Annotated in this window: 7 protein-coding genes and 1 pseudogene; 7 read left to right on the top strand and 1 reads right to left on the bottom strand. The window is 58.5% G+C overall.

Annotated features, from left to right (window positions below; translation table 11 throughout):
* Positions 1–213: 213 nt before the first annotated feature.
* Genes ACR0JG_RS17930 through ACR0JG_RS17920 form a run of 3 tightly spaced genes read left to right on the top strand, consistent with a single transcriptional unit; the run spans position 214 to position 18,536 of the window.
* A complete protein-coding gene (locus tag ACR0JG_RS17930) occupies positions 214–8,181 on the top strand; it encodes a SpvB/TcaC N-terminal domain-containing protein (protein ID WP_480571611.1) in 7,968 nt (2,655 codons plus the stop codon).
* A 28-nt stretch (positions 8,182–8,209) separates the two neighbouring features.
* Positions 8,210–15,157: a neuraminidase-like domain-containing protein gene (locus tag ACR0JG_RS17925; protein ID WP_480571609.1), complete on the top strand. Its 6,948-nt coding sequence runs from the start codon at positions 8,210–8,212 to the stop codon at positions 15,155–15,157.
* Between the two features lie 19 nt (positions 15,158–15,176).
* A complete protein-coding gene (locus ACR0JG_RS17920; protein WP_480571606.1) occupies positions 15,177–18,536 on the top strand; it encodes a Tc toxin subunit A-related protein in 3,360 nt (1,119 codons plus the stop codon).
* Positions 18,537–18,559: 23 nt separating this feature from the next.
* Here the strand turns inward: ACR0JG_RS17920 and ACR0JG_RS17915 are convergent, their stop codons facing one another.
* Positions 18,560–20,089 carry a sulfatase-like hydrolase/transferase gene (locus ACR0JG_RS17915; RefSeq protein WP_480571603.1) on the bottom strand — a complete coding sequence of 510 codons (1,530 nt, stop codon included), beginning with the start codon at positions 20,087–20,089 and terminating at the stop codon, positions 18,560–18,562.
* Between the two features lie 375 nt (positions 20,090–20,464).
* On the opposite strand from ACR0JG_RS17915, the gene ACR0JG_RS17910 reads away from it, so the two are divergent.
* From ACR0JG_RS17910 to ACR0JG_RS17895, 4 genes and pseudogenes are all read left to right on the top strand, one after another.
* The gene (locus ACR0JG_RS17910) at positions 20,465–21,268 is read left to right on the top strand and encodes an inositol monophosphatase family protein (RefSeq protein ID WP_480571600.1); all 804 of its coding nucleotides are present in this window, start codon (positions 20,465–20,467) and stop codon (positions 21,266–21,268) included.
* Positions 21,269–21,272: 4 nt separating this feature from the next.
* Positions 21,273–22,973 (top strand): Na/Pi cotransporter family protein, encoded by a 1,701-nt coding sequence (locus ACR0JG_RS17905; RefSeq protein WP_480571597.1) that lies wholly within the window; start codon positions 21,273–21,275, stop codon positions 22,971–22,973.
* Positions 22,970–23,719 carry an N-formylglutamate amidohydrolase gene (locus tag ACR0JG_RS17900; protein WP_480571594.1) on the top strand — a complete coding sequence of 250 codons (750 nt, stop codon included), beginning with the start codon at positions 22,970–22,972 and terminating at the stop codon, positions 23,717–23,719. The genes ACR0JG_RS17905 and ACR0JG_RS17900 overlap by 4 nt, the downstream gene beginning before the upstream one ends.
* Positions 23,716–23,869, top strand: a pseudogene (locus tag ACR0JG_RS17895) (glutamine synthetase); the annotation flags it as partial. The gene ACR0JG_RS17900 and the pseudogene ACR0JG_RS17895, both read left to right, overlap by 4 nt.

Below are 23,869 nucleotides of genomic sequence, written 5' to 3'. Positions count from 1 at the left end.
GTCCCGCAACCCCGGTGATAAGCTGCCGGCGCAATGAAACTTCGTAGCCTTGTCCAAGGCTTGCGAGGTTGTGCTTAACAACACAACCAGAACGGTACGGCAGACAATCGCCGATCCCATCTGATTGCATTGACCCAGCGGTTTCCGATTGCTTACCCTACGTAAAGCACCCCTGTGGCGCTGATATTTTTATGACGAATTTATGGTGGCCGAATGTTAGGCTCCACTGCCATTTCCCGACCTCAAAGGTCGGAAGCATCCGCCATTTCAGGTGACAATGGCGCCAACAAAGATGTGCTGTCGCTTAATCTGCCGAAAGGCGGTGGCGCGATTTCTGGTATTGGTGAAAAGATTACCTCGAACCCGGTGACCGGGTCTGCGTCCTTGACGATTCCGGTTCCTGTCAGCCCTGGGCGTGGTGGTTTCACACCAGAGCTGCAACTGAGCTATGAGGCTGGCACCAGCAGCGGCATTTTCGGCTTTGGATGGTCACTTTCGCTGCCCGAGATCACGCGCAAAACGGAAAAAGGCCTGCCCCAATACGACGATGCCGCCGGATCTGATGTCTTCCAGATTTCGGGGTCTGAAGATCTGGTGCCGCTGCTCGATTCTCAGGGGGCACAATGGGAAGATCGCGCGCGGTTTCCAGGTGTGACCATCCACAGGTTCCACCCACGGATCGAAAGCACTTTTGCCCGCATTGAGCGGTGGACAGACGAGGCGACGGGTATCGCGCATTGGCGTGTCACGTCGCGCGAAAACGTCACTTCGATCTATGGCGCGTCAGGCCTATCAAGGGTGGCAGACCCGAACGACCCCGCCCGTGTATTTCGCTGGTTGTTGTCCGAGACCTTCGACGACAAAGGCAACGCCATCCGATACGAGCATGTCGCCGAAGACGCAGTTGGCATCGATCAGGCGCAGGCGCACGAAGCCAATCGGTCCCGCACAGCCGAGCGGTACCTGAAACGCATCCGCTATGGTAATCGGGTCTCTCGTTCGGTTGATCCGGATGTGAATGCAGCTGGATGGCTGTTCACGGTCGTATTCGATTATGGCGAAGACCACCTGATGCCAATCGCACCTGATCCCAACGTGGCGGCGGACGCGCAGAATGAGTTTGTCCATGCATCCGCTGATCCCGGCCGAAATTGGCAAGTGCGCCCGGACCCCACATCAAGCTACCGCGCGGGCTTTGAGGTTCGGCGCTATCGCCGCTGCCATCGAATTCTGACCTTTCATGATATCCCCGACTTGCCGACGGGCGAACCGGGCTATCGCGGTCTCGTGAAGGCAACTGAGTTTTCCTATGACGATTTCACCCCTCCCGGTGCTGACACTGATGACGAGCGTCAGCACCCCGGCAGTACGCGCTATGGCTCATTCCTCATGGCGGTCGCGCAGTCGGGCTTCGCTCCGGACGATACTGTTGCACCGCGCGATGTGAACGGAGCCACGTTCCTTGCCTATCGGCGTCAGGCGATTCCGCCCGTGGAATTCACATATAGCCGGGCCGAGGTGAACGATATTGTGCACCGCCTTGACCGCGGGCAGACCGAAGGTGCTCCGGCCGGACTTACCGATCCGGCAAACTGGGTTGATTTGGACGGTGACGGTGTTGGTGGAATTCTGACCTCGACCCCGGGTGCCTGGCATTACACTCGCAACCTTGGGCCAATGAACGGCACGGCGCGCTTTGCGGCCCCCGTGCTGGTTGCCGAGCGGCCTGCATTTGCTGAGTCAGGCCAATGGATGGACCTTGCTGGGGATGGTCGCCCGGATCTGGTGGTAATGGACCGGACAACCCCGGGGTTCCATGAGCGCGACGCGCAATCAGGTTGGTCCGACTTCCGCGCGTTTGAATATTGGCCACATATAGATGCGTCCAATGACAGCATGAAGATGGTTGACCTGACTGGCGATGGCCTTGCTGACATTCTTCTGACCGAGGACACCGCTTTTGTCTGGCACCCCTCTGAAGGCGAGGCCGGGTTTGGCCCCGCGCGCAGGCAAGCGCAGCCATGGAACGACACTGACGGACCCCGACTTGTGTTTTCCGATCCGGAGGCTGCAATATTTCTGGCGGATATGTCCGGCGACGGATTGTCTGATCTGGTTCGTATCCGCTGTGGTGAAGTCTCCTATTGGCCCAATTGCGGATATGGGCGTTTCGGCACCAAAGTGGCGATGGACGACGCGCCACAATTTGATCGCCCCGAAATGTTCGACCGCAGCCGCCTGCGCCTGACGGATATCGACGGCTCGGGCACCACCGACATTGTCTATCTGGGTGCAGAAGGTATCGACCTCTATTTCAACATGTCTGGCAACCGGCTTGCACCGCGTCGACGCCTAGGGAATGTGCCGCCGCTTGATACCGAAACTTCGGTTGATCTGCTCGATCTATTTGGAACGGGCACCGCCTGTTTTGTGTGGTCCTCTACTTTGTCCCGCAACGCAGGTCAGCCACTGCGTTACGTCGATCTGATGGGCGGACAAAAACCGCATCTTATGACCCGATATGTCAACAATTTCGGTGGCGAGACCGAGTTGCACTATGCCTCGTCGTCGCGGTTTTACCTGCAAGACCTTTATGAAGGACGCCCTTGGGCCACGCGCCTGCCGTTCCCGGTGCAGGTGGTTGATCGCATCGTTACACATGATCGTGTGGCGCAAACCCGGTTCGTATCTCGCTTTGCCTTTCACCATGGTCATTTCGACGGGGTCGAGCGCGAGTTTCGCGGGTTCGGCATGGTCGAACAATGGGACACCGAGGAATTCGCAGCGCTCTCGTCAGATGCGCTGGGGCCACTGGCATCAAACGAAGACCCGGCATCTCATGTACCGCCCGTCCTGACCAGAACATGGTTTCATACCGGCGTGTATCTCGACCAAGGTAGTCTGCCCGATGTCTTGGCTGGTCTGCTTGATGGGCAGGATCGTGGGGAATACTGGCGCGCACCCGCTTGGCGTGACGACGATGTTGAAGCGCGGCGGCGGCTTTTGCCCGACACGGTGTTGCCACCCGGATTGACAACCGAAGAAACACGCGAGGCTGCGCGCGCGCTTCGCGGCACGGTGCTGCGGCGTGAAACCTATGCGCTCGATGGCAGGGCGGAGCCCGGCTATCCCAATGGTCACCCCTATCAGGTGGTCGAGCAAACGCAGACTGTGCATTTGCTGCAGTCCCGTGGACTCAACCGTCATGCCGTGTTTCTGACCCATGCCCGGGAAAGTCTAACCGCGCATTATGAGCGGATCCCCCATGACCCGCGCCTTCAGCATCAGGTCATACTGGAGGTTGACCCGTTTGGGACTGAACTGCGCCGCGTCGATGTCATGTATGGCCGGCAAACACCAGATCCGACGCTGACGCCTGAAGATCAGGCGCGTCAGGCGCAGTTACATGCGGTATTACACACGCGGCGCGTCACGGACCTGATCGCGACAGATCAAACCTACCGCGCCCCGGTGTCATGTGAAGAACAAAGCTTTGAGCTTACCGGCTTAAGCCCAGCGCCGGGTACGCGTTTGTCCTTTGATGAGATCGAGACAGAGGCGAACGCTGCAGCCGATCTTGCTTATGAAGCGACCCAAACCGCGGGTCAGGTGCAGCGTCGTCTGATCGAACACCGCCGTCAGTACTTCAGGGATGATACGCTGACCGGCCCACTGCCGCTTGGCCAGATGGGCAGTTTGGGGCTTCTCCATCAAAGCTTCCAACTGGCCTTCACGCCGGGTCTTGTCACGCAGGTTTATGGAGGCCGCGTTGGTGCGGCCGAGATGGCGCAGGCGGGATACACCGAGATTGACGGCGACGGCCAGTGGTGGCGCCCATCGGACCGTCAGCTTTTGTCGCCCTCAAGCGGTGATACGCCCGCGCAAGAGCTGGCATTTGCACGACAGCATTTCTTTCGACCACATCGCCTGCAGGACCCGTTCCATCAGCCTGCGACACATACGGAAACAACAGCCCGCTATGACGCTTTCGACCTGCTGATCGAGGAAACGCAGGACGCATTGGGCAATCGCATGTCGGCAGGGGTACGCTCGACCGGTCCAGCTGGCGCAATCACCGAACGCCGACAGGATTATCGCGTTTTGCAAGCCTCGGTATTGACCGATGAGAACGGCAATCGCAGCGAGGTGGTCTTTGACGCCTATGGCCGCGTGACCGGCATGGCCCGAATGGGCAAGGTCGATGGGCCCGACGAAGGTGACAGGCTGGATGGCTTTGATCCGACACTGGTGCCTGCAGCACGCACCCAAGTGCTGAACGATCCGCGTGGACCTGAAGCTCTGGCAGCACTTGGACGCGCGACAATGCGTTATGTTTATGATCCCTGGGCCTATTATCACTCTCGTGGGGATCCTGTCCCATCACCCGTCATCGGTCTTTCCCTGCATCGAGAGGTTCACGACAGTGATCTTTTGCCGGGTCAAACCACCCCGTTCCTGGCCGAACTTACCTTTACAGATGGGATGGGGCAGGAAATTCAACGCAAGATTCAGGCCGAAGACGGTCCGGTCCCAACGCGTGATGGCTCGGGGAACATCCTGCTGGGACCTGATGGTCGGCCGGTTATGTCCGCATCGCCGTCGCCACGCTGGGTTGGTACCGGCTGGCAAGTGCGTAACAACAAGGGCAATATTGTTCGACAGTTCGAACCGTTCTTCACAGATCGCCCGACCTATGAGTCCGACATCCGCATCGGTGTAAGCCCAATTTTCTTCTACGACGCATTGGGGCGTGAGATCGGGATTCTGAACCCCGATCATACATGGAGCAAACACCGGTTTTCTGTTTGGGACCAGACGACATGGGACCCGGGCGATACTGTACTGATTTCGGATCCCGCCCAAGACCCCGATCTTGGCGACCACTTCCGCAGGTTGCCGCAGGCTGCCTATTTACCCACTTGGCACGCGCTGCGAACCGATCCGGCGCAAGCGCAGGCGTTGGCGACCCGTTTCCCCGATCCCGAAGACCGGCAGCGCGCCACTGAGGCTGCATCGAAATCGGCGCTTTATCATGACACACCGATGCGGGCTTTGGCAGACACCCGTGGTGCGCTGATCGCGCGCCTCACTCCGAACCGCACGCTCTACAGCACCACGGCCCCGGGCACCCTACCGACCGAGACATTCCACCGCGTTGCGACCGAAATCGATATCGAAGGCAATACGCGCCGAACCTGGGATGAGCTTGGGCGCGAGGCTCAGCGTACCGCTTTCGACATGCTCAGCACCGCCATTCGGACCGACAGTATGGAGGGCGGTACCCGTTGGCGGCTAACGGATGTAAGTGGCGAAACGGCGTTTACGTGGGATGCGCGCGACCACCGGCTACGCCACGAATTCGATGTATTGCGCCGACCCATCGCCACTCATCTAAGCATCAATGCGGGTCCTGAGCTGCGGATCGATGAAACGATCTACGGAGAATCGCTGACGACACCCGAAGCCCTGAACCGCCGCAAACGCATTGCGATCAGCCGCGACCAATCCGGCACGATGGAAATTCTGGCCCATGATTTCAAAGGCAACCCAATCCGCAGCCAGCGGCAACTGGCGCAGGAGTTTCGCACCACGCTCGATTGGGCCGCACCCGTGGCGACTGAGCCCGAGATTTTCGCAGGGCAAACCCGCTTTGACGCGCTGGATCGTCCGGTCCAACTGGTGCCGCTGCAACCGCAAGGGCCGGGCGCGCGCATCCAGGTTGTGCAGTACCGCTATAACCCGTCCTCGCGGCTTGATCGGGTGGACACCTGGCACGCACGACCCGCGGCACCTGACACTTTATTGGATCCCGCCACTGCGGATCATGCCGTGGTCACAGGCATTGCATACAACCCTTGGGGCGACCGCGAACGCATCACCTATGGCAACGCGGTTGAAACAGAAATCCTGCATGATCCGTTGACCCGTCTCACCGAACGCATCATCACCCGGCGAGCGGCAACGGGTTTTGGCTCGGACTGTCCGACACCGCCAGTTGCAGGCTGGCCAGGATGCCACTTGCAGGCGCAGCACATGATCTACGATGTGTCTGGCCACGTGACCCACATCCGCGACAGCGCGCAACAGCAGATCTTTTTCCGCAATCGCCGTGTTGATGCCTCTAACGACTATACGTTTGATGCCCTGCATCGTTTGATCGAGGCGACGGGCCGCGAACATCTGGGCCAGCAAGGCGGCGCACCCGGCGCCCACAGCTATAACGATGCCGCGCGAGCTCGGCTGCCACACCGCAGTGATGGTTTCGCCCTTGGCCGGTATCTTGAGCGTTTTCACTATGACATTGCGGGCAACTTGATTGAGATGCGCCACCGGGGCTCTGATCCCGTGGCGCCCGGTTGGACGCGGACCTACACCTATGGCGAGGACAGCGATCTGGCCGCGGGGGTATCCTCGAACCGCTTAAGTCAAACATCGGTCGGTGCCTTGAATGATATCATCAGTCAGGGCGGCGATGGCTATGACGCGATGGGCAACATGCTGCGCCTTTCCCATCTCGATCAGATCGCATGGGACCACGACAACCAACTGCGCATGTGCCGCCGTCAGGCAGTTGGACCTGATGATGCGGACGGCCTGGCGCACCAAGGGGACCGCACATTCTTTGTTTACGCCTCTGACGGGACTCGCATCCGAAAAGTGATAGAAACCTCTGCAGGAGCCATTCGGCGCGAAACGATCTCGCTGGGCGGGTTCGACATTATCCGCGAACCGGGTGCAAACCCGCGGACCCGAGAGACCCTGCATGTGGGGGACGAAGCTGGCCGTATCGCATTGGTTGAGGCGACGATCGCCGGTGGTGCGGTCAGCCGCGTCATTCGTTATCAGCACAGTAACCATGTGGGCAGTGTGGGGATCGAACTGGACGAGAACGGCAATGTTCTGTCTTACGAGGAATACAGCCCCTTCGGCAGCACCACTTACCAAGGCGTTGCAACAGCAGGTCTGGGGCCGAAACGTTTTCGATATACCGCGATGGAGCGGGATGCCGAAACCGGGCTTAACCATCATGGTGCCCGCTATGCCGCCCCTTGGCTCGGCCGATGGATCAGCGCCGATCCCATCGGAATTGAAGGTGGGCTGAACCTTTATGCTTATGCCTATAACAACCCGGTAACGCTCAACGATCCCGAGGGCACTGCGCCGCCCACTGTGCCCAACGGAGGCCTTGAAGTTGCATCGTTGCAGAAGGGTCTTGAGACGCTTGATGCGCTGGCGACTCAGGTCAGGAACACCGAAGGCAGCGTGCAGGAGTTTGCCCTTATCAAAGAGAACAACACGTTCAAGATATTGAAGGGCACGGCCACCAAGCCCGAGGTCTCGATTCCAAAGGGAACGACGGCTATCGCACACACGCACCCGCCCACTGCCATGGTTTCCTTTGCAGACGTCAACACCACCCATGCCCAGGGTGTGAAGGTCGCCGGAGTCCGTTCTCACCTGGTGGCGCATGGCAACGGCAATTGGACGCTGATCGAGATCCCGAAACAGGGAAACGGAATGTTGACCTCATTCGACACCAATACCGGCATGATAAAGGGCACCGTGCAAGTCTACCGCCCGGGCGCTGCGCCTGACACTGCGTCGATGGTGCAAAAAGTCGACACCATGAACATGGTGAACAAGCAAGGCAAAATCACCTCAATTTCCAAGCTTGCCAAAGCAATGCGGGGCAGCAGGGCAGTGTCGCAGACCCTGTCCGGGGGCCGCGCCATCCTAGGGGTCATGGGCCGTGGGCTCATGGTGATCGGTATGGCGGCCAGCGGCATTCAGGTTGGCACAGGGATCACGCAAATCGCCGAAGGCGAGACCGGCGTGGGCACCGCAAATGTGGTCGAGGGCACAGCCTCGGGCACTCTCAACGTGGTCTCGGTGTCGGGCAAGCTCGTCACGGGTGGTGGTGCCGGATCGGTCTTTGCCGCCGGGCTCGCAGCTTTCGGCTCAATTGCACTGGCCGGAACCGAAGCTCGCTCCGCAATCAAAGGCGAAAAAACCGCCGCGCGCGAAGCGGCCGATTTTTGGGTGGACGAAATCGACGCAGGCCATCGTCAGGGCGGCGTTGGCGGCTTCTTCCGACGGTCCGCTGGTTACCTTGGCCTGGGCGCGGCAGGCACGATGTCGATCCTGCAAGGCCAGGGCATCAAAGGCCATTTGAAATGGTGAACGCAGTTGTCAGAAAGGGTACCTCCTCATGACCAAAGTTACGCATCCGCTAAAGCCCAGAATGCGCCGCGCTACGGTGGGCGATCTGCAATCCGCTTTGCTGGCACTGCTGCGTGAAGGCTTGCTGCTGGCCAATGATATCAGCGCGCGCCGAGCGCTGGCCGATATCGTGTCGCGCGAAAAGGATGGCCGCACACCGACCTACGGAAAAGGCACCACTGAAGCCGTTCGCCTGGTTCAGAAAGAGGCCGATCTGTCCCCGACCGGCAGAGTCGATAAAAGAACGGCAGCTGTGATTAACGATCTGGTCGCTCGACTGGACACACCGACGGATTTTGGCACCTACCGTGTCAGCGGTCGCGTCATAAGTGCGCAAAGTGCGGCTGTTGATGGCCTTGCTGTTGTTGTTGTCGACAAAGGTGTCGGCGGCGACGTTGAACTGGGGAAGGCTACAACCGGTAAACGCGGTGCCTTCGAGATTGTGTTTACCGGAGATCAGATAACCAAGCGCGGCAAGGATGCACCAGACCTTCAGGTGCAGGTGCGTTTGAATGACGATGTGGTTGCCGCTTCGGCGGTGGAATATGACGCCGGACCGGATTCCGAGCTTTCCGTGGTTCTGCCTGCTGAAAGTGCCGCAAAACTGTCTTCAGAACACGCCACACTGACCAAGGCGCTCTCTGGTCAGTTCAACGGTGCCTTGTCGAAACTTGAAGAAAGCGACACCCGTCAGGACATCACATATCTGGCCAATAAAACAGGTTGGGACGCGCGCGCCGTGGCACTGGCGTCGCTATCCCAGCAGTTGTCTGACAAGACCGCTGGACGGCGTGGTCAACGCATCGACTCTGGCCTGTTCTATGCGCTTTTACGTGCAGGTGTTTCCGCCGATGACACCGCGGTTTTCCGCACGCCCCCTGCTAAAGTGGCGCAAATCTGGAAATCCGCGCTGGATGAAGGATTGATCGACGCCAAACTGGCGGATCAGACAGATGCCTCCCTTGCCCGATTTACCGAAGTTTCCGCGCGCGTGCGGCTGGATACGCCCCCTCCCGGGGCTTTGGCCGGAATGCAGCCTTTGCTTGCACTTTCGCTGACGCGGGATGACGAGCGTGAAACTTTTGCCGCGCTCCATGCGGCGCATGGTGATGATCTCAATACATTCTGGACCGAGGTAGAGGGTAAGTTGGGTCAGGACAAAGCCACCCGTTTGCAGACCGATGGCAAGCTTGCCTATCTGACGCTCAACAACTCCAAGCTGGTCGAACGCTTGCACCGTGACACCGATGGCGATGCGGACGGTACGTTGGGAGGCCTAGTGAAGGCGGGTTTTCATAAAGCCGATGCCTGGGCCGCGATCATGGATGATACCGACCCCGTGCCAGAGGCAGTTCAGGGCCGGGATGCCGCCGAAAGACGCGCCAACTATGCAGAATTCATGGCCGCTCAGGTGCGGCTGTCTTTCCCGACTGCGGTTGTTGCGGAAATGGTCCGGGCGCAGGAGACGCCATTGGTCGATACCGGGTTGTCGAATAACGTGCATGGTTTCCTCGCAAAACATGCCGATACCTTCCAGATAGGTCAGCAGCCCGTTGCGAGCTTTATTGCAAAAAATGCGCTGGACGAACCGCCAGAAGTGGTGCGCGAAATCTCACGCATTCAGCGGGTCTATCAGATCTCGCCCGACGACAGCAGTATGAATGCCATGCTGGCTGCAGGGTTGGATTCGGCCTATGCGGTCGTGGCGCTGCCACAAGATGAGTTCCTGCGCGCCCACAAGGCCGTTCTGAACGAGGCCGTCGCGATGCAGATCTACCGCAAGGCCGAACAGGTCCATGGTGCGGTTCTGAATCTGGCCACCGCTTATATGACTCACCGGATGATGCCAGCGATCGGCCCCAGCGTGGGCGCTGCTGACGGGTTTTTGAACCCTACCCCGGGCGGGTCGGACAATTTTGGCGATGTGCTCGCATACTCCACATTAGAAGAGCTATTTGGTTCGATGGATTATTGCGGATGCGAGCATTGCCGGTCAGTCCTCAGCCCCGCAGCCTATCTTGTCGATCTTCTGCTGTTTCTCGATCGCCCCGCGACCGAGATTCCGAACGGCTTCACCAATCCACTTGATGTGTTGCTTGATCGGCGGCCTGATATTCAACACCTGCCTCTGACTTGCGAAAACACTCTGACGCCTGTGCCATACATCGACTTGGTGAACGAGGTGCTTGAGCATTTCGTTGTCAATGGCATGTCTTTGGGTGGATATCAGGGTCATTCGACCGATGGTCAAACACCGCCTGAAGAGTTGCTGGCCAGTCCACAATTTGTGCGCGATGCCGCCTATGCCACGCTGGCCACCGCCCAATTCCCTGCCCCCCTGCCGTTTGACCGTTCGTTGGAGGCACTGAAGGCCCTGTTCAATCGTTTCGACGCGCCTTTACATCGGGTTATGGCCGACTTGCGTTCGTCAGACGCGCTGGACGATGCACCGTACGGATGGCGCGACATCTGGCTGCAGCGCTTGAACATCTCGCACGGTCTCAACGCCGTCCTGACCGAAAGCGTGGCGGTTGCCGGGTCAGCGCGACCCGATCTGACAGTGCGTTCGCTTTATGGTTTTGATGCGGGTGCCAGCGCAGCCGAAGTGCGTGATGGTTTGGAAAGCGTGCGCGACCTATGCCGCCGTACCGAGATCACGCCGGTTGATCTCGTGAACATCCTAAAGACTGAGTTCGTGAACCCCGGAGCCGCGCTGATCCCGAAGCTTGAGCATCTTGGCCTGGGCTTCGACGATATCCGGGCCTTCCGGGACGGCGCGATCAACTCCGCAGAACTACAAAGCCGGATGGCGGCAGGGGTCGAGCCTGAACGCTTTGGCGGTGATGTCGAGGCATGGTTGCTTGATGACACTACTTTCGACCGGATCATGGGTCTGATCGTGCTTACAAATCCGCAAGACCCGTCGGATATGTGCGACCTAAGCGCGCTTGAACTGCGTCACCCAGACCCTGATCCGTTGTCCAACCGCCTTGAATGGAATGACTTTATCCGGATTAACCGGTTCATCCGTCTGTGGCGTGTTCTGGAACTTAGCATTGCCGACACGGATGCTATCATCTCGGCGCTTTATCCGACGAACCAGATGCCGGACGGCGCCGACGCGCAGGTAGACCTGGCTCGCATGGACGCCGGCTTTGCCGAGCTCCTGCCACAGTTGGGCATCGCCATGTCGGCCCTTGATGCGCTGGAGCTAAGGCCCGAGGACGCGCTGCGCCCGATCCTGGCCCTCTTTGGACCAATCAGCACCAATGGAACCGCCGCGCTATTCCGTGAAATGTTCCAGCGGCCTGCTCGCGAAAACCCCGCCTTTGCCGAAGATGGTTTTGGCGGCGTGCTTACAGACCCTGCGGCCCTGTTGCTGCCCGAGGTTGAAACATTGCGCGCGGCCTTTTCATTGACGGGTCCGGAATTTAACCGGATCGTTGCTGTTTTGGGGTTCGATGACACGACACCCCTGACCATCGAGACGGTCAGCGCAATCTACCGTCGCGGCTGGTTGGCGCGCGCGCTTGAGCAAAGCGTGCCGGGATTGGAGCGTTTGCTGCAAGCCACCGGTCTTGACCCCTATGGCCCGCAAGACGCCACTGCACCCGCTCTGCTGACGGTTATCGATCTGGTGCATCGCCTGTCCGAGCTAGGCCTGTCGCTGGAAACAGCGCTGGCGCTGCTGTTGAACCATGACCCAAGTGGCCAGACGACACCGCCCGCAGAAAACATCACGACCCTGGCACGCGATCTGCGTGCAGGGTTTGCGGCGATCACCAATGACTTTGTTCTGGTGGACGATCCCGATGGCGGTATTGCCCGGTCCCACATGGCTCTGGTCTATGGGGCCGAAGCGACCGAGCAGTTCTTCGGATATCTGGAGGCCACATCCTCGGCCGAGGTTACCTATGACCATTCTGCCCCTGCGCTAGAGCCGGCGATCCTGGCCGAGGCGCCCGATCAAATCGCTTATGACGATTTCCGCAAGGTTCTGGTTTTCAACGGGCTGATGTCGACCCCTGTCAGAGATGCCCTGCAGGCCGTCGCCGGGACACCTGCTGCCTTCACGCCAGCAATTGACGCTTTGTTCAACGCAAGCGAGGCACAATCACAGCCATTCTTCACCCGCTTCCCCGAGCTGCTCCCGCTTCACGACGCATACCGCAGCTCAACCGCGTCAAAGGCCGAGGCCTATCGTGCCCTGCTTGAAGGAATCCTGCCGCAGCTGATCTCAAGACGGAAACGCCAGGTGGCGCTGCAGCTTCTGGGTACCGCGATCGAGGTTGAGGCTGATCTGGCAGCTGTCCTGTTCGAAAAGGCCGAGGTTCTGCATGCGGCGACTGATCCGGCCAGCTCCGCGCTTGAGGATGCCCTGATGCTCGAATCCGGGGGTCTGAGTGCTGAAATCAGCGATGGTCCGGCCCACACTGCACCGCCTGCGCGGGTCGAAACTTTATCTGGCGCGATTGATTTTGCCTCCACTGGAACAGTGCTGCCAGACAATCAAACCACACCAGGTTCTTCGATTTCGATCCGGTTACGGGGATATCTGGAAGCGCCTGAAAACGGGTTCTTCAACATTGCTGTCGAAGCTGATGCGGGCGCGATCGTGACACTCAGCATCGCAGGCGAACCTGTTCCTCTGACCGAGGCGGGCGGCATATGGTCAAACACCAACGCGATCGAGCTTCGCGCAGGCACTTTGGTCGAAATCGCGCTGGGCGTGGCCAATGTGACCGACCGTCTGGCGTTGCGTTGGAGTGCACCGGGCCGAGGAACTGAGGTCATCGACGCTTCGCATCTCTACCCGGCTGATCCGGTATCGCATCTGGGCGCGGCCTACCTGCGCACGCGCCGCATTGCCAGGTTGTCCGAAACGCTGAAACTTGACGTCGCTGAGGTCTTGCACCTGACGACACATGGCGATTTGCAGATTGCGGGAGCGGCCTGGCCAAACAGCCTGCCCGTCACCGGCACACCTGATGATCCGACCTCCGCCGCGCTGATGGGGGTGCTAACGGCACACCTGCGCATGGCGCGATTAAAGGCGGCTTATGCCCCTGAAAATGCCCGGCTGGTCTCGATAGCCGAGAATCCAGCATTCGCCATAGCCGACGCCGAGGCTGAGTTGTTCCAAGTCACGCGCTGGGATCCCGTGGATATCTCCGCCCTGTTGGTACATTTCGGACTCACCCCAGCCGATATTGGCGATCTGGCCGTTCTGGAGCGGCTTCATGACATCGCCGAATGGCTGACGGCACTTGGGATTCCGGCGACAGCGCTTATCGCTGCCGCAACACCCGCCCCAACCGGACCCATTGTGCGGAATTTCCGCGCCGCCCTTCGCGCGCGCTACAGCCCGGATGACTGGCTGAAGATTCTACAGCCGATCAATGACCGCCTGCGCAAGCGCCAGCGCGACGCGTTGGTGGCGCATATCTTGCACGATCTGCGCGGGCGTCCGGATGCGGCGCATATCAACACGCCCGAAAAGCTGTTCGAATACTTCCTGATGGACGTGCAGATGGAGCCCTGCATGCTCACCTCGCGGGTTCGTCACGCATTGTCCTCGGTCCAGATCTTTACCGAGCGCTGTCTGATGAATCTTGAACCGCGTGTAGCTGCATCCAGCCTCCGGTCCAAACACTGGGAATGGATGAAACGCTACAGGGTGTGGGAGGCTAACCGCAAAATCTTCCTTTACCCTGAAAACTGGATGGAGCCGGAATTGCGCGACGACCAGTCGCCCTTCTTCCGGGAAGCGATGAGTGAATTGCTGCAGGGTGACATCACCGAGGAACGCGCAGCCACCTCGCTGATCGGGTATCTGCAGAAACTGGAAGAGGTGGCCAAGCTGGAAGTATGCGGCCTCTACCAGATCGAAGGTGACCCGGGTGCGGCGGACGATGTGCTGCACGTCATCGGACGCACCGCCGGGGCCAAGCGCAGCTATTACCACCGTACCCGCGCCTACGGGTCCTGGAGCGCGTGGGAGAAAATCCCGCTGGATATCGAAGACAATCCGGTCATGCCGCTAGTCTGGAACAATCGTCTGTTCCTGTTCTGGATCAAGATGATGCCTGAAAACACGGCGCGGGGAACACCCAATGCCGGATCAGGCCCGCTGGCCGAGGTGGAGGCGTCATCGCTGATGGATGTTGATGAGCCCACTTTCGACGTCAAGGTCATGCTGAACTGGACCGAACGGGTGGATGGCGTGTGGCAACCGCCACGCAGCTCGGACCCGGATGAGCCCCTGTTGCTGCGCGAAAACGTTCCGGCCCGAGAGATGCGCAATTTCCGCAAGGGTATCCGCCTGTCTTCGTTCCCATGGACCAACGGGATGCGGATATCGATCTCGTACAAGGATTGGCTGGGCGTTTCGTTCTTCATGTACAACACGTTCAGTACTCCCGATACGCGTTCGCCCAAAAAGGCGCCACATTTCATGCCAAAACGGATCACGTCAACTGGGTCCAACCGCCTTGCCGCGCTCTATTCCCATGACGGTATCACGCATCGGTTGCTGTCGAACAAAGCGCCTGATCAGGCCACGCAGCCACATCACCCGACCAATGGCGAAGCCTGGGAGTCGCCGTTCTTTTATGCCGACCCGCGGCATGTGTTCTACGTGTCCACGAAACAGAAGATCGTCGAAGTTGTGACCTGGCTTGATTTTGGCCGCGTGGCCGAAGTCGATCCCACGATCGACACCATGGTGCTGGCGTTCGAGCCGTTTGCCGAGCAGCCCGACCGGATCGAACCGGTGACCGCCATCCCCGGCTTCGGCAGTGCCGACCTGAGCACCCTTCGTGCCTTCGTGACGGAAGATGCCTTTGTCCACACAGCGCTGGGCACCGGTGGCACGGTCCGCTTCGGCGACCGCGACATCGGCCCGATGGGCAGCACCGTCCGCATGCGGCGCACTTGAACCGGAAAGGACTTTGATCATGGATACCAGCAAGATCAGCACTTACGGCTATCATCACCTGCTTGATCAGGACATTTTCGGCCCCCAGAAGATCAAGCTTATCAGTTATGAAAAACACTGGGATTATACGTTCGAGAACTTCTTCCACCCCTTCGTGTCGGAGTTGATCGAACGGTTGAACACGCAAGGTGTGCCCGGGATGCTATCGCCGGAGTTTCACAAAAGCCTGCGCAAGTCGTTCTTCAATTCGCTCTATTCCCCGCAGGAAACCGACAAGATCGACATCCATTCGTTTCCAAAGGAAATCGACACGCGGATGGGTGGGCCCTATGCCAACTACAATTGGGAACTTATGTTCCATGTGCCGCTAACCATCGCGGTGCACCTGTCCAAGACCCAACGTTTCGCCGAAGCGCAGCGCTGGTTCCATCTGATTTTCGATCCGACCGAGAATGACCCAAACGTGCCGGTGCCAACACGCTATTGGCGTTTCCTCGCGTTTCGCGAAGGCGAAGCCCAGTCGATCGATACGCTGTTGACCCTGCTTAGCAAACCAAACGACGAATGCACCGACGCGGAACTGGCCGAGAAAGAAGCCATCCTCAATGGATATGAAGCGGTGCGAAACACCCCGTTTCAGCCCTTTGCAGTCGCGCGCACCCGGACCATTTCGTTCATGATGCATGTGGTGATGAAGTACCTGGACAACCTGATTGCCTGGGGCGACAACCTGTTTCAGCAATTCACCCGCGAAGCCATCATGGAAGCGCTGCAGATCTATGTGCTCGCCTCGAACCTGCTGGGCGACAAGCCGCAGCGGTCACCTGCGGGCGGAACCACGACACCGCGGACCTTTGCGCAGCTTCGGGCGCAGGGGCTTGATCCGATGGGCAATGCATTGGTCGAGCTTGAAGGCGCGTTCCCCTTCAACTTCACAACGCCAACGGGTGCGGGCACCAACGACAGTGCTGCGCCGTTATTCGGTATGGCCCGCACGCTGTATTTCTGCATCCCGCACAACGAAAAGCTGTTGGGCTATTGGGATACGGTTGCGGACCGTTTGTTCAAAATCCGCAATTGTATGGATATCGAAGGACAGGTTCGTCCGCTTGCCCTGTTCGACCCGCCGATCGATCCCGGAATGCTGGTCAAGGCGGCGGCGGCTGGGCTGGATATCGGATCTGTCGTTTCGGGTTTGAATCAACCGGTCAGCCCCGTCCGCTCGCGCGTGTTGATCGAGAAGGCGGCGGAATTGGCTGGTGAGGTCCGAAATATCGGGTCGGCGTTGCTGACCGCCTTGGAAAAACGCGACGCCGAGGCACTGGCCCTGTTGCGGCAAGGTCACGAAGTCAGCTTGCAGAAACTGCAGGTCGATCTTCGTTACCTTCAATGGAAAAACACCGAGGCAGCGACGCAAGCGCTGATAGGCAGTCGTGGCGCGGCGCTTGAGCGATTGAACTATTACAAGCGCCTGCTGGGTCAGGAAGCTGATCCAAATGCGCCCGAGACCCTTGAGTTGACCCGTCAGACCCTGACAAAGGCCAATTTCGACGAAGCCTACGAAGCACTTGTTGCGCAATATGACGTCCCGGTTCAGCGGCTGGAGTTTCCCGATCTTGAGCGTCCGGGCGATGGCGATGGCGCGCAGACGTCAGGCCAAACCGGGGACGGAGACCTTCACCTGTCGAAAAAAGAGAATGAAGAACTTAACATCCTGCTGCCAATAGCCCGGGACACAACGTTGGCCAAATCGGTGTTCCACTCGATCTCGGCAACGCTTACCCCGATCCCCGACCCGAAACTGGACCTGCATTATTGGGGCCTCGGTGGCACCATCGACTTTAAGGTGGGAACCGTGCTGTCCTCGGTCATGCGGATCGCGGGGGATGTATCCGGGATGATCGCGGATTGGAACCGTGATCAGGCCGGGATGGCGGCTCGCGCTGCCGCCTATGAACGCCGCGCCGACGAATGGATATTGCAGCACAATCTGGCGGCCCATGATGTGATGCAGATCGGGCGTCAGATTCTGACATCGTTGATCGCGGAACAGGCGCAGCATCGCGAATATCTGAACGTCAAAAAGGCAATCCGTCTGACCGAACAGACCCGCGATTTCCTGCAGGATAAGTATACCAACGAAGAACTTTACGGCTGGCTGCAGGGCGAGCTGTCAAAGCTGTATTACGAGTATTACCGCTTTGCCTTCGATACCGCACGGCGTGCCGAGCAGACCATGAAAGCCGAACTGATGCGGCCCGAGCTGGATCAGAAAACTCTGGTGCAGTTCAACTATTGGGATGGCGGTCGCAAGGGGCTTCTTTCAGGCGAAGCGCTGCTGCTGGACGTCAAGCGGATGGAGCTTGCGTATCATGAACACAACCGCAACGAATACGAGCTGACCAAACATGTCAGCCTGCTGCAAATCAATCCGTTGGCCCTGGTCAATCTACGAAGAACAGGTCGGTGTACCTTCAAAATCCCCGAGGCGCAGTTCGATCTGGATGGGCCGGGCCACTACTTCCGCCGGATCAAGAGTGTTGCGCTCAGCCTGCCCTGTGTTTCCGGGCCCTATATCGGGACCCATGCGAAACTTGTGCATCTCAAAAGCAGCATCCGGCAGCGACCGGACATCGGGGATGGCTACGTTCGCACGGGACCCGAAGACAACCGCTTTGCCGATAACCACAGTGCGGAAAGCAATGTGTTCAGTGCGGCACAGATGGAAACCGGTCAGTTCGAGGGCATGCCTGATGATCGCTATTTACCATTCGAGAATGTGGGCGCAGTCAGCGAATGGCGGCTAGAGCTGCCGGCGGACCCAACGCAGGGCGATCCGCAACAGTTCGACTATGACACGATCTCGGACGTCGTCTTGCACCTGCGCTACACTGCGCGGGATGGCGGTGGACCCGTGCGCAATGCGGCGGTTGATCATCTGAAAGCCGATATCGCGGCAGACGGGACTGTGGGCAATGTGCGGCTATTCTCACTGCGGCACGAGTTCCCGACAGAATGGGCACGCTTCCGCCGCGAAACACCCGCTGCGGGTGGGCGTCACGAGCTGCGGCTGACACTCCGACCCGAGCACTATCCCTATTGGTCGGCTGGTCGCCTCACGACGCTCAAACGGTGCGATCTTTTTGCTGAAAGCAGTCTGGATGCTGCTCCTGCAACAATCACGGTGTCTGATCGTTCTGATACCAGCGACGGAGGTGTGGTTCAGGACACATTGACCCGCCGTCCGGAACTGGGCGATCTGGCGGTTGGTCAGTTGGCGACGGTTCCGTTACCCGCAGGCCCAACGGGTGAGATCGTGCTGTTTTTCGACACCGCAGAGTTCGAGGATATGCTGATGACTGTAACCTGGGGTGGTTGACGATCCTTAGCCATATAGGAACGTCACGGATGGCGCGGACCATCCGGGGTGATCATCCAGTTTGACAGGGTCTTGTCCATTTTCCGCATCCGGTGACGCAACATGTCGCGTGTCATGCGCGCCAATGTGGCGGCGTGTTCAGGATGTTCTGCTACGTTCTCCATCTCACCCTGCCCTTCACTGTCAAACAGCATGGGCGGCAGGTCGGCTGCGAACTCGATCAGAGTAAATCGGTCGTCGCGCAGGATGCTTAGGCAGCTTTCCTCCAGCCCCGTTTCCAGATCACGTTGCCAGCGGGTTGGGTTCAGCGGATCAGCGAAGTCCAGCTCCGAGAATGAATAGCGGCGCCAGTCAACCGGAGTTGAGGATTCACTCTGAAGGAAGGGCATCAGCGATTGCCCATTCATGGAATCCGGTATTGCCTGTCCGACCCAATCGAGAATTGTTGGAACGATATCAATCGATTCCGTTGGTGCCTCGACCCGTTTTCCACGGGCTCCATCGGGCACGCGAACGATCAACGGTGTATGATAGGCCGCATCATAAACCGACATCTTACCCCAACTGTGTCGATCCCCCAGCATCTCGCCATGATCTGCGGTGACCACCAGCAACGTGTTGTCGTACTGCCCTGTCTCTTTCAAAAACGAAACCACGCGGCCGATATGATGATCTACCTCCGTGGCAAGACCCAGATAGATCGAACGCAGCGTCTGCACTACCTCGTCCGTCGGTTCAAGATCCGGGAAGCCTTCAACAAATCCGGCAACCGTGCTGTTGGCCCGTGCCGGGGCGAAAAACGGATGCAACGCCTCTTCAGCCTCGGCGCTCGGCAGTCGCGATGGCAATGGTAGCGAGGCAGCGTCATACATCCGGTTATATGGTGCCGGGGCAACTAGCGGTGGGTGTGGGCGAATGTAGGTCAGATGCGCAAACCATCCCCGGTCATCATCCGCATATGCCGGCATGGTTTCCAGAAACCGATCGGTTAGAAAGGCGGTATCGCTATCCTCGGCCGCGTAGAAGGCCGGGTCATTCAGCGCAGGCTGACCGCCATCGGGTGCGACCGGTTTGAACACATCAATATAGTTTTCGAACTCATATCCACGGTTTTTCAGATGAGAACGCCATGGGAATGACATCTCCAACCGCATTTCCAGCATTTCCTGAAAACCGGCCATGTGGAATTCATATGACCTGAGCGCCGGGTCTTTTGCATCAAACACGCGCGGGTCCTGTGATGTGTCGGTATATCCAAACAGCATCGGCAGATACCCTGCCTTGCGCATCTCGCTGGCGATGGTCGGTGCATCGTGGCGCAGGGGCGTGCCGTTTCGTACCGACCGGTGGTTCATCGCGTATTGCCCGGTCAGCAATGAGGCGCGCGATGGCCCGCAGGGGTTGGTAACGGAAAAGTGCCGCGTGAAAGAAACACTGTCCTCCATCAATGCGCGCATGTGAGGCAGGTCAACATGGGCCTCCAATGCCCCAAACAAACAATCCGCCCGCATCTGGTCGGTAATGATAAACAGGACGTTGTGTTTGTCTGTCATATCCCGGTGCTCCTGATCGCTGAACCGAATCTTTGGCCCTGCGCGTGTATTCCTGCCAAAACTACGCGGCGGTATTGCCTGCTTTGCCTCGGAATGGCGATACCCACCGCTCAAAAATCCACAAACGAAACCGCTAATCAACCAAAAACGGAATAATTTGGTTGAATAAGTTGTTTTTTGTGGGTTAATGTTGCTGTGCTGTGTGGGGTTTTGTGACGTTGATGCTTAAAAGATGTTGGGTAATGCAGCATCGCAGAGTGACGATACAACCGGAACACCCATGTGCAATGGCGATCCGTTAGTCATCCAGTTTACCTGTACCATGACGGCGTCTCTGAATACTGCTTAAGGCATTGCAATGAGGGACAAAAACAGATGCTAACCCCACCAAATACCGTTGCAACGCCCGAAGGTACGTCAGATATCGCGATTCACGCCGCCGAAATCGCCAATATCGCCGCGCAGGCTGCGCGCGGGTACTTTCGGGGACGTTTGGGGGTTGAGTTCAAGGCGGACGAAAGCCCGGTCACACAGGCGGACAAGGGTGTCGAGGCCGTGGTGCGACAATATTTGGCCGAGAACTTTCCAGATGACGGTATCTTTGGCGAAGAACAGGGGTTCGAAGGTCAGGATCGGCAGAATGTCTGGGTTGTAGATCCCATTGACGGCACCCGGTCATTCCTGTCGGGGCATCCGTTGTTTGGGTTCCTGTTGGGATATCTCACGAATGGTGTGCCCCGATTGGGGGTCATCGGCATGCCTGCCCTGAACGAATTTCTGATCGGCATGAAAGGTCAAGGGGCCACACTGAATGGCAAGCCTGTCTCGGTCAGCGTTACACGCCAATTGAGCGACGCAGTTTTTTTCGTCAACGAAGGCGACAAGATCTACCGGGATCATCCGGCCCTGTTTGATCGGTTGATGAATTCCGGACAGACCCGACGCTTTGCCTATGACTGCTACCCGCATGCACTGCTTGCGATGGGCCATGTGGATGCGGTCATCGATTATGATCTGCAGCCTTATGACTATCTGCCGGTTTCCGCCGTAGTTGAAGCTGCGGGCGGGATCATGAGCGATTGGGAGGGTAAGCCGCTAGGTCTGAATTCCGACGGCCGAGTCATATCGGCGGCCACGCCGCAACTGCATTCCGAGCTGCTTGATCTGGTGAACGGATAACGGAATGGCGATTGTCAGTTTCCTCATAAGTCTGGCTGGTGCAACGATGCTGCTGCTCTACGCTGTGCGCATGGTGCGCACGGGCATCGAGCGTAGCTATGGTGCATCGTTTCAGCGGGTGATGACGGGGCAGCGCAGCTATGTGCAGGCCTCGATGGTAGGGCTTACAATGGCCGTCGTCTTGCAAAGCTCGGCCGCGGTTGCATTGCTGACCTCCGGATTTGCGGCGGGCGGGATGTTGGCCTTTCCGACCGGGCTCGCGATGGTTCTGGGTGGCGATCTCGGCTCGGCGCTGATCATTCAGGTTCTGTCCTTCAAACTGGATTGGTTGGTGCCGCTACTGCTTGCGGTCGGCGGCTATCTGTTCGTCAAGACAGAGGCCAAGAAACCGCGCCAGTTGGGCCGTATTCTGATGGGTGTCGCATTCATCCTGATCTCACTGCGTTTTCTCCGCGAGGCGATGGACCCAATCCGTGACAGCGCCTTTCTACCCGCCATCGCCGAGTATCTTGCGCGTGATTACATCACAGCGTTCCTAGTCGGTGGAGCGCTGGCCTTTGTCATGCATTCTTCGGTCGCTGCGATCTTGATGTGTGTGACCCTGGTGCAAATCGGGGCGATCCCGTTTGCCGCCGGGCTCTCACTGGTGTTGGGTGCTAATTTCGGGTCCGCCTTCATCCCGGTTTGGCTGACACGCGGCATGGCCCTGTCTGCAAGGCGCATTCCCTTCGCTAATCTGGCGCTGCGGGGCAGTTGGTCAATTGTCTCGCTGTTTGCTGCCAACCTGGCGCTGCGAACCGGAGTATTGGGCGATCTGCAAGGCGGGCAGATGCTGGTGAATGCACATCTGATTTTCAACGCCTCGCTTCTGGTTCTGGCACTGCCGTTCTGCGGCATGCTGCGCGCGCCATTCGAAAAACTGCTGCCCGATCCGAAAAGTCCTGAAAGCAGCGCGCAGCCCGGGCAACCGATCAGCGCACTTGATCTCGACTCCCTCAGCAGACCCAATCAGGCCCTGTCTAACCTCAAGCGCGAGCTTCTGCGGATGAGCGACATGGTTGGCTCGATGTTCCGGCCTGCGCTGGAGCTTTATCGCAGCGGCGACAAGGAGCAGATCCGGGCCATTCGGGACATGGATACTGATGTGAACGATTGCCTTTCTGGTATCCGGCAATATGTGGCGGCTATCCCCGCTGATGCGTTCGGCAAGGAAAATGCCAAGATTGCGCGGGACCTAATGGAATATGCCATTCGCCTGGAAACCGCGGGCGACGTGGTGGCCAAACGCCTGACGGCATTGGCGGATGACATGCGCAAAAAGGGGGCCGCGTTCTCGAAAGAAGGTTGGTCAGAGCTGGTCGAAATGCACGAGGGGATTGTGGCCAACCTGAAACTGGCCTCGAACGTGCTGATCTCGGACGATCTGGAAAGCGCGCGACTGCTGAGCCTGGAAAAAACCGAAATCAAGCGGGCCGAGCGTGACAGTCGCAAACGCCACCTTAAACGCTTGCAACATGGCAGCGCAGAAAGCTTTGAAACCAGCGACATCCACCTAGAAACGCTGCGCGCCTTTCGCGAATTCAACAGTCACATCGCGGCCGTCGCCTATCCGATCCTGTATCGCAACGGGCAGTTGCTTGAAACCCGCCTGATCGAAGAATTCCCACAGATGGAACAGGACGCTGATACTGAGGTCAAAGGGTGACGGGATCAGTCGAAATCCTGAACGAGACGGGCATTGGGCGTGTGGTTCTGCTGTGTGAACATGCAAGCAACCGCATTCCGGCAGAGTTTGATGATTTGGGATTGTCCGCATCCGCGCGCGTCAGCCATGCCGCTTGGGATCCGGGCGCAATGGCGCTGACACGGGCGCTGTCGACAGCGCTCGATGCTCCAGTCGTGGCCTCGACCGTCTCGCGATTGGTCTATGATTGCAACCGTCCGCCCGAGGCGGCAAGCGCAATGCCCGAGAAATCAGAACTGATCGAAGTGCCGGGCAATGTGGGCCTCGATCAATCGCAACGCGATGCACGCATCCAGGCAGTGTATGCCCCGTTCTGTCAGGCAGTTGCACAGGTTCTGGATGCGCGCGGTCCGGATACAGTCGTTGTGACTATTCACTCCTTCACGCCAGTCTATTTTGGGCAGCCGCGCGCGGTTGAACTTGGACTTCTCCATGACGAGGACAGTCGTCTGGTCGATGCCATGCTGGATCACATGGATCAGATCCCGCATCGCCGCACGGAACGCAATCAGCCCTATGGCCCCGCTGACGGTGTAACGCATTCGCTCCGTCTCCATGCGCTGAGCCGGGGGCTGGCCAATGTGATGATCGAAGTACGCAATGATCTTTTGGGCAATGAAATACAGGTTGCCAACATGTCCCGGGACATACTGGCGCTGCTTGAACCGGCGCTGAACGATATCACGATCAGGGAGGACGCATCGTGAGCGCGACGCTGACATTTGAGCATTTGAAGGCTGAGGTTTCGTCTGGCGAGATTGATACGGTATTGGTTTGTCTGGTTGACATGCAGGGCCGTTTGATGGGGAAGCGGTTTCATGCGGGTCATTTTGTTGCGGGGGCGTGGGAAGAGACGC

It is taken from the genome of Ruegeria sp. AD5 (assembly GCF_056542345.1).
Note: the sequence above shows the minus strand (reverse complement) of the source record. Positions and strands in the feature narration are given on the sequence as shown.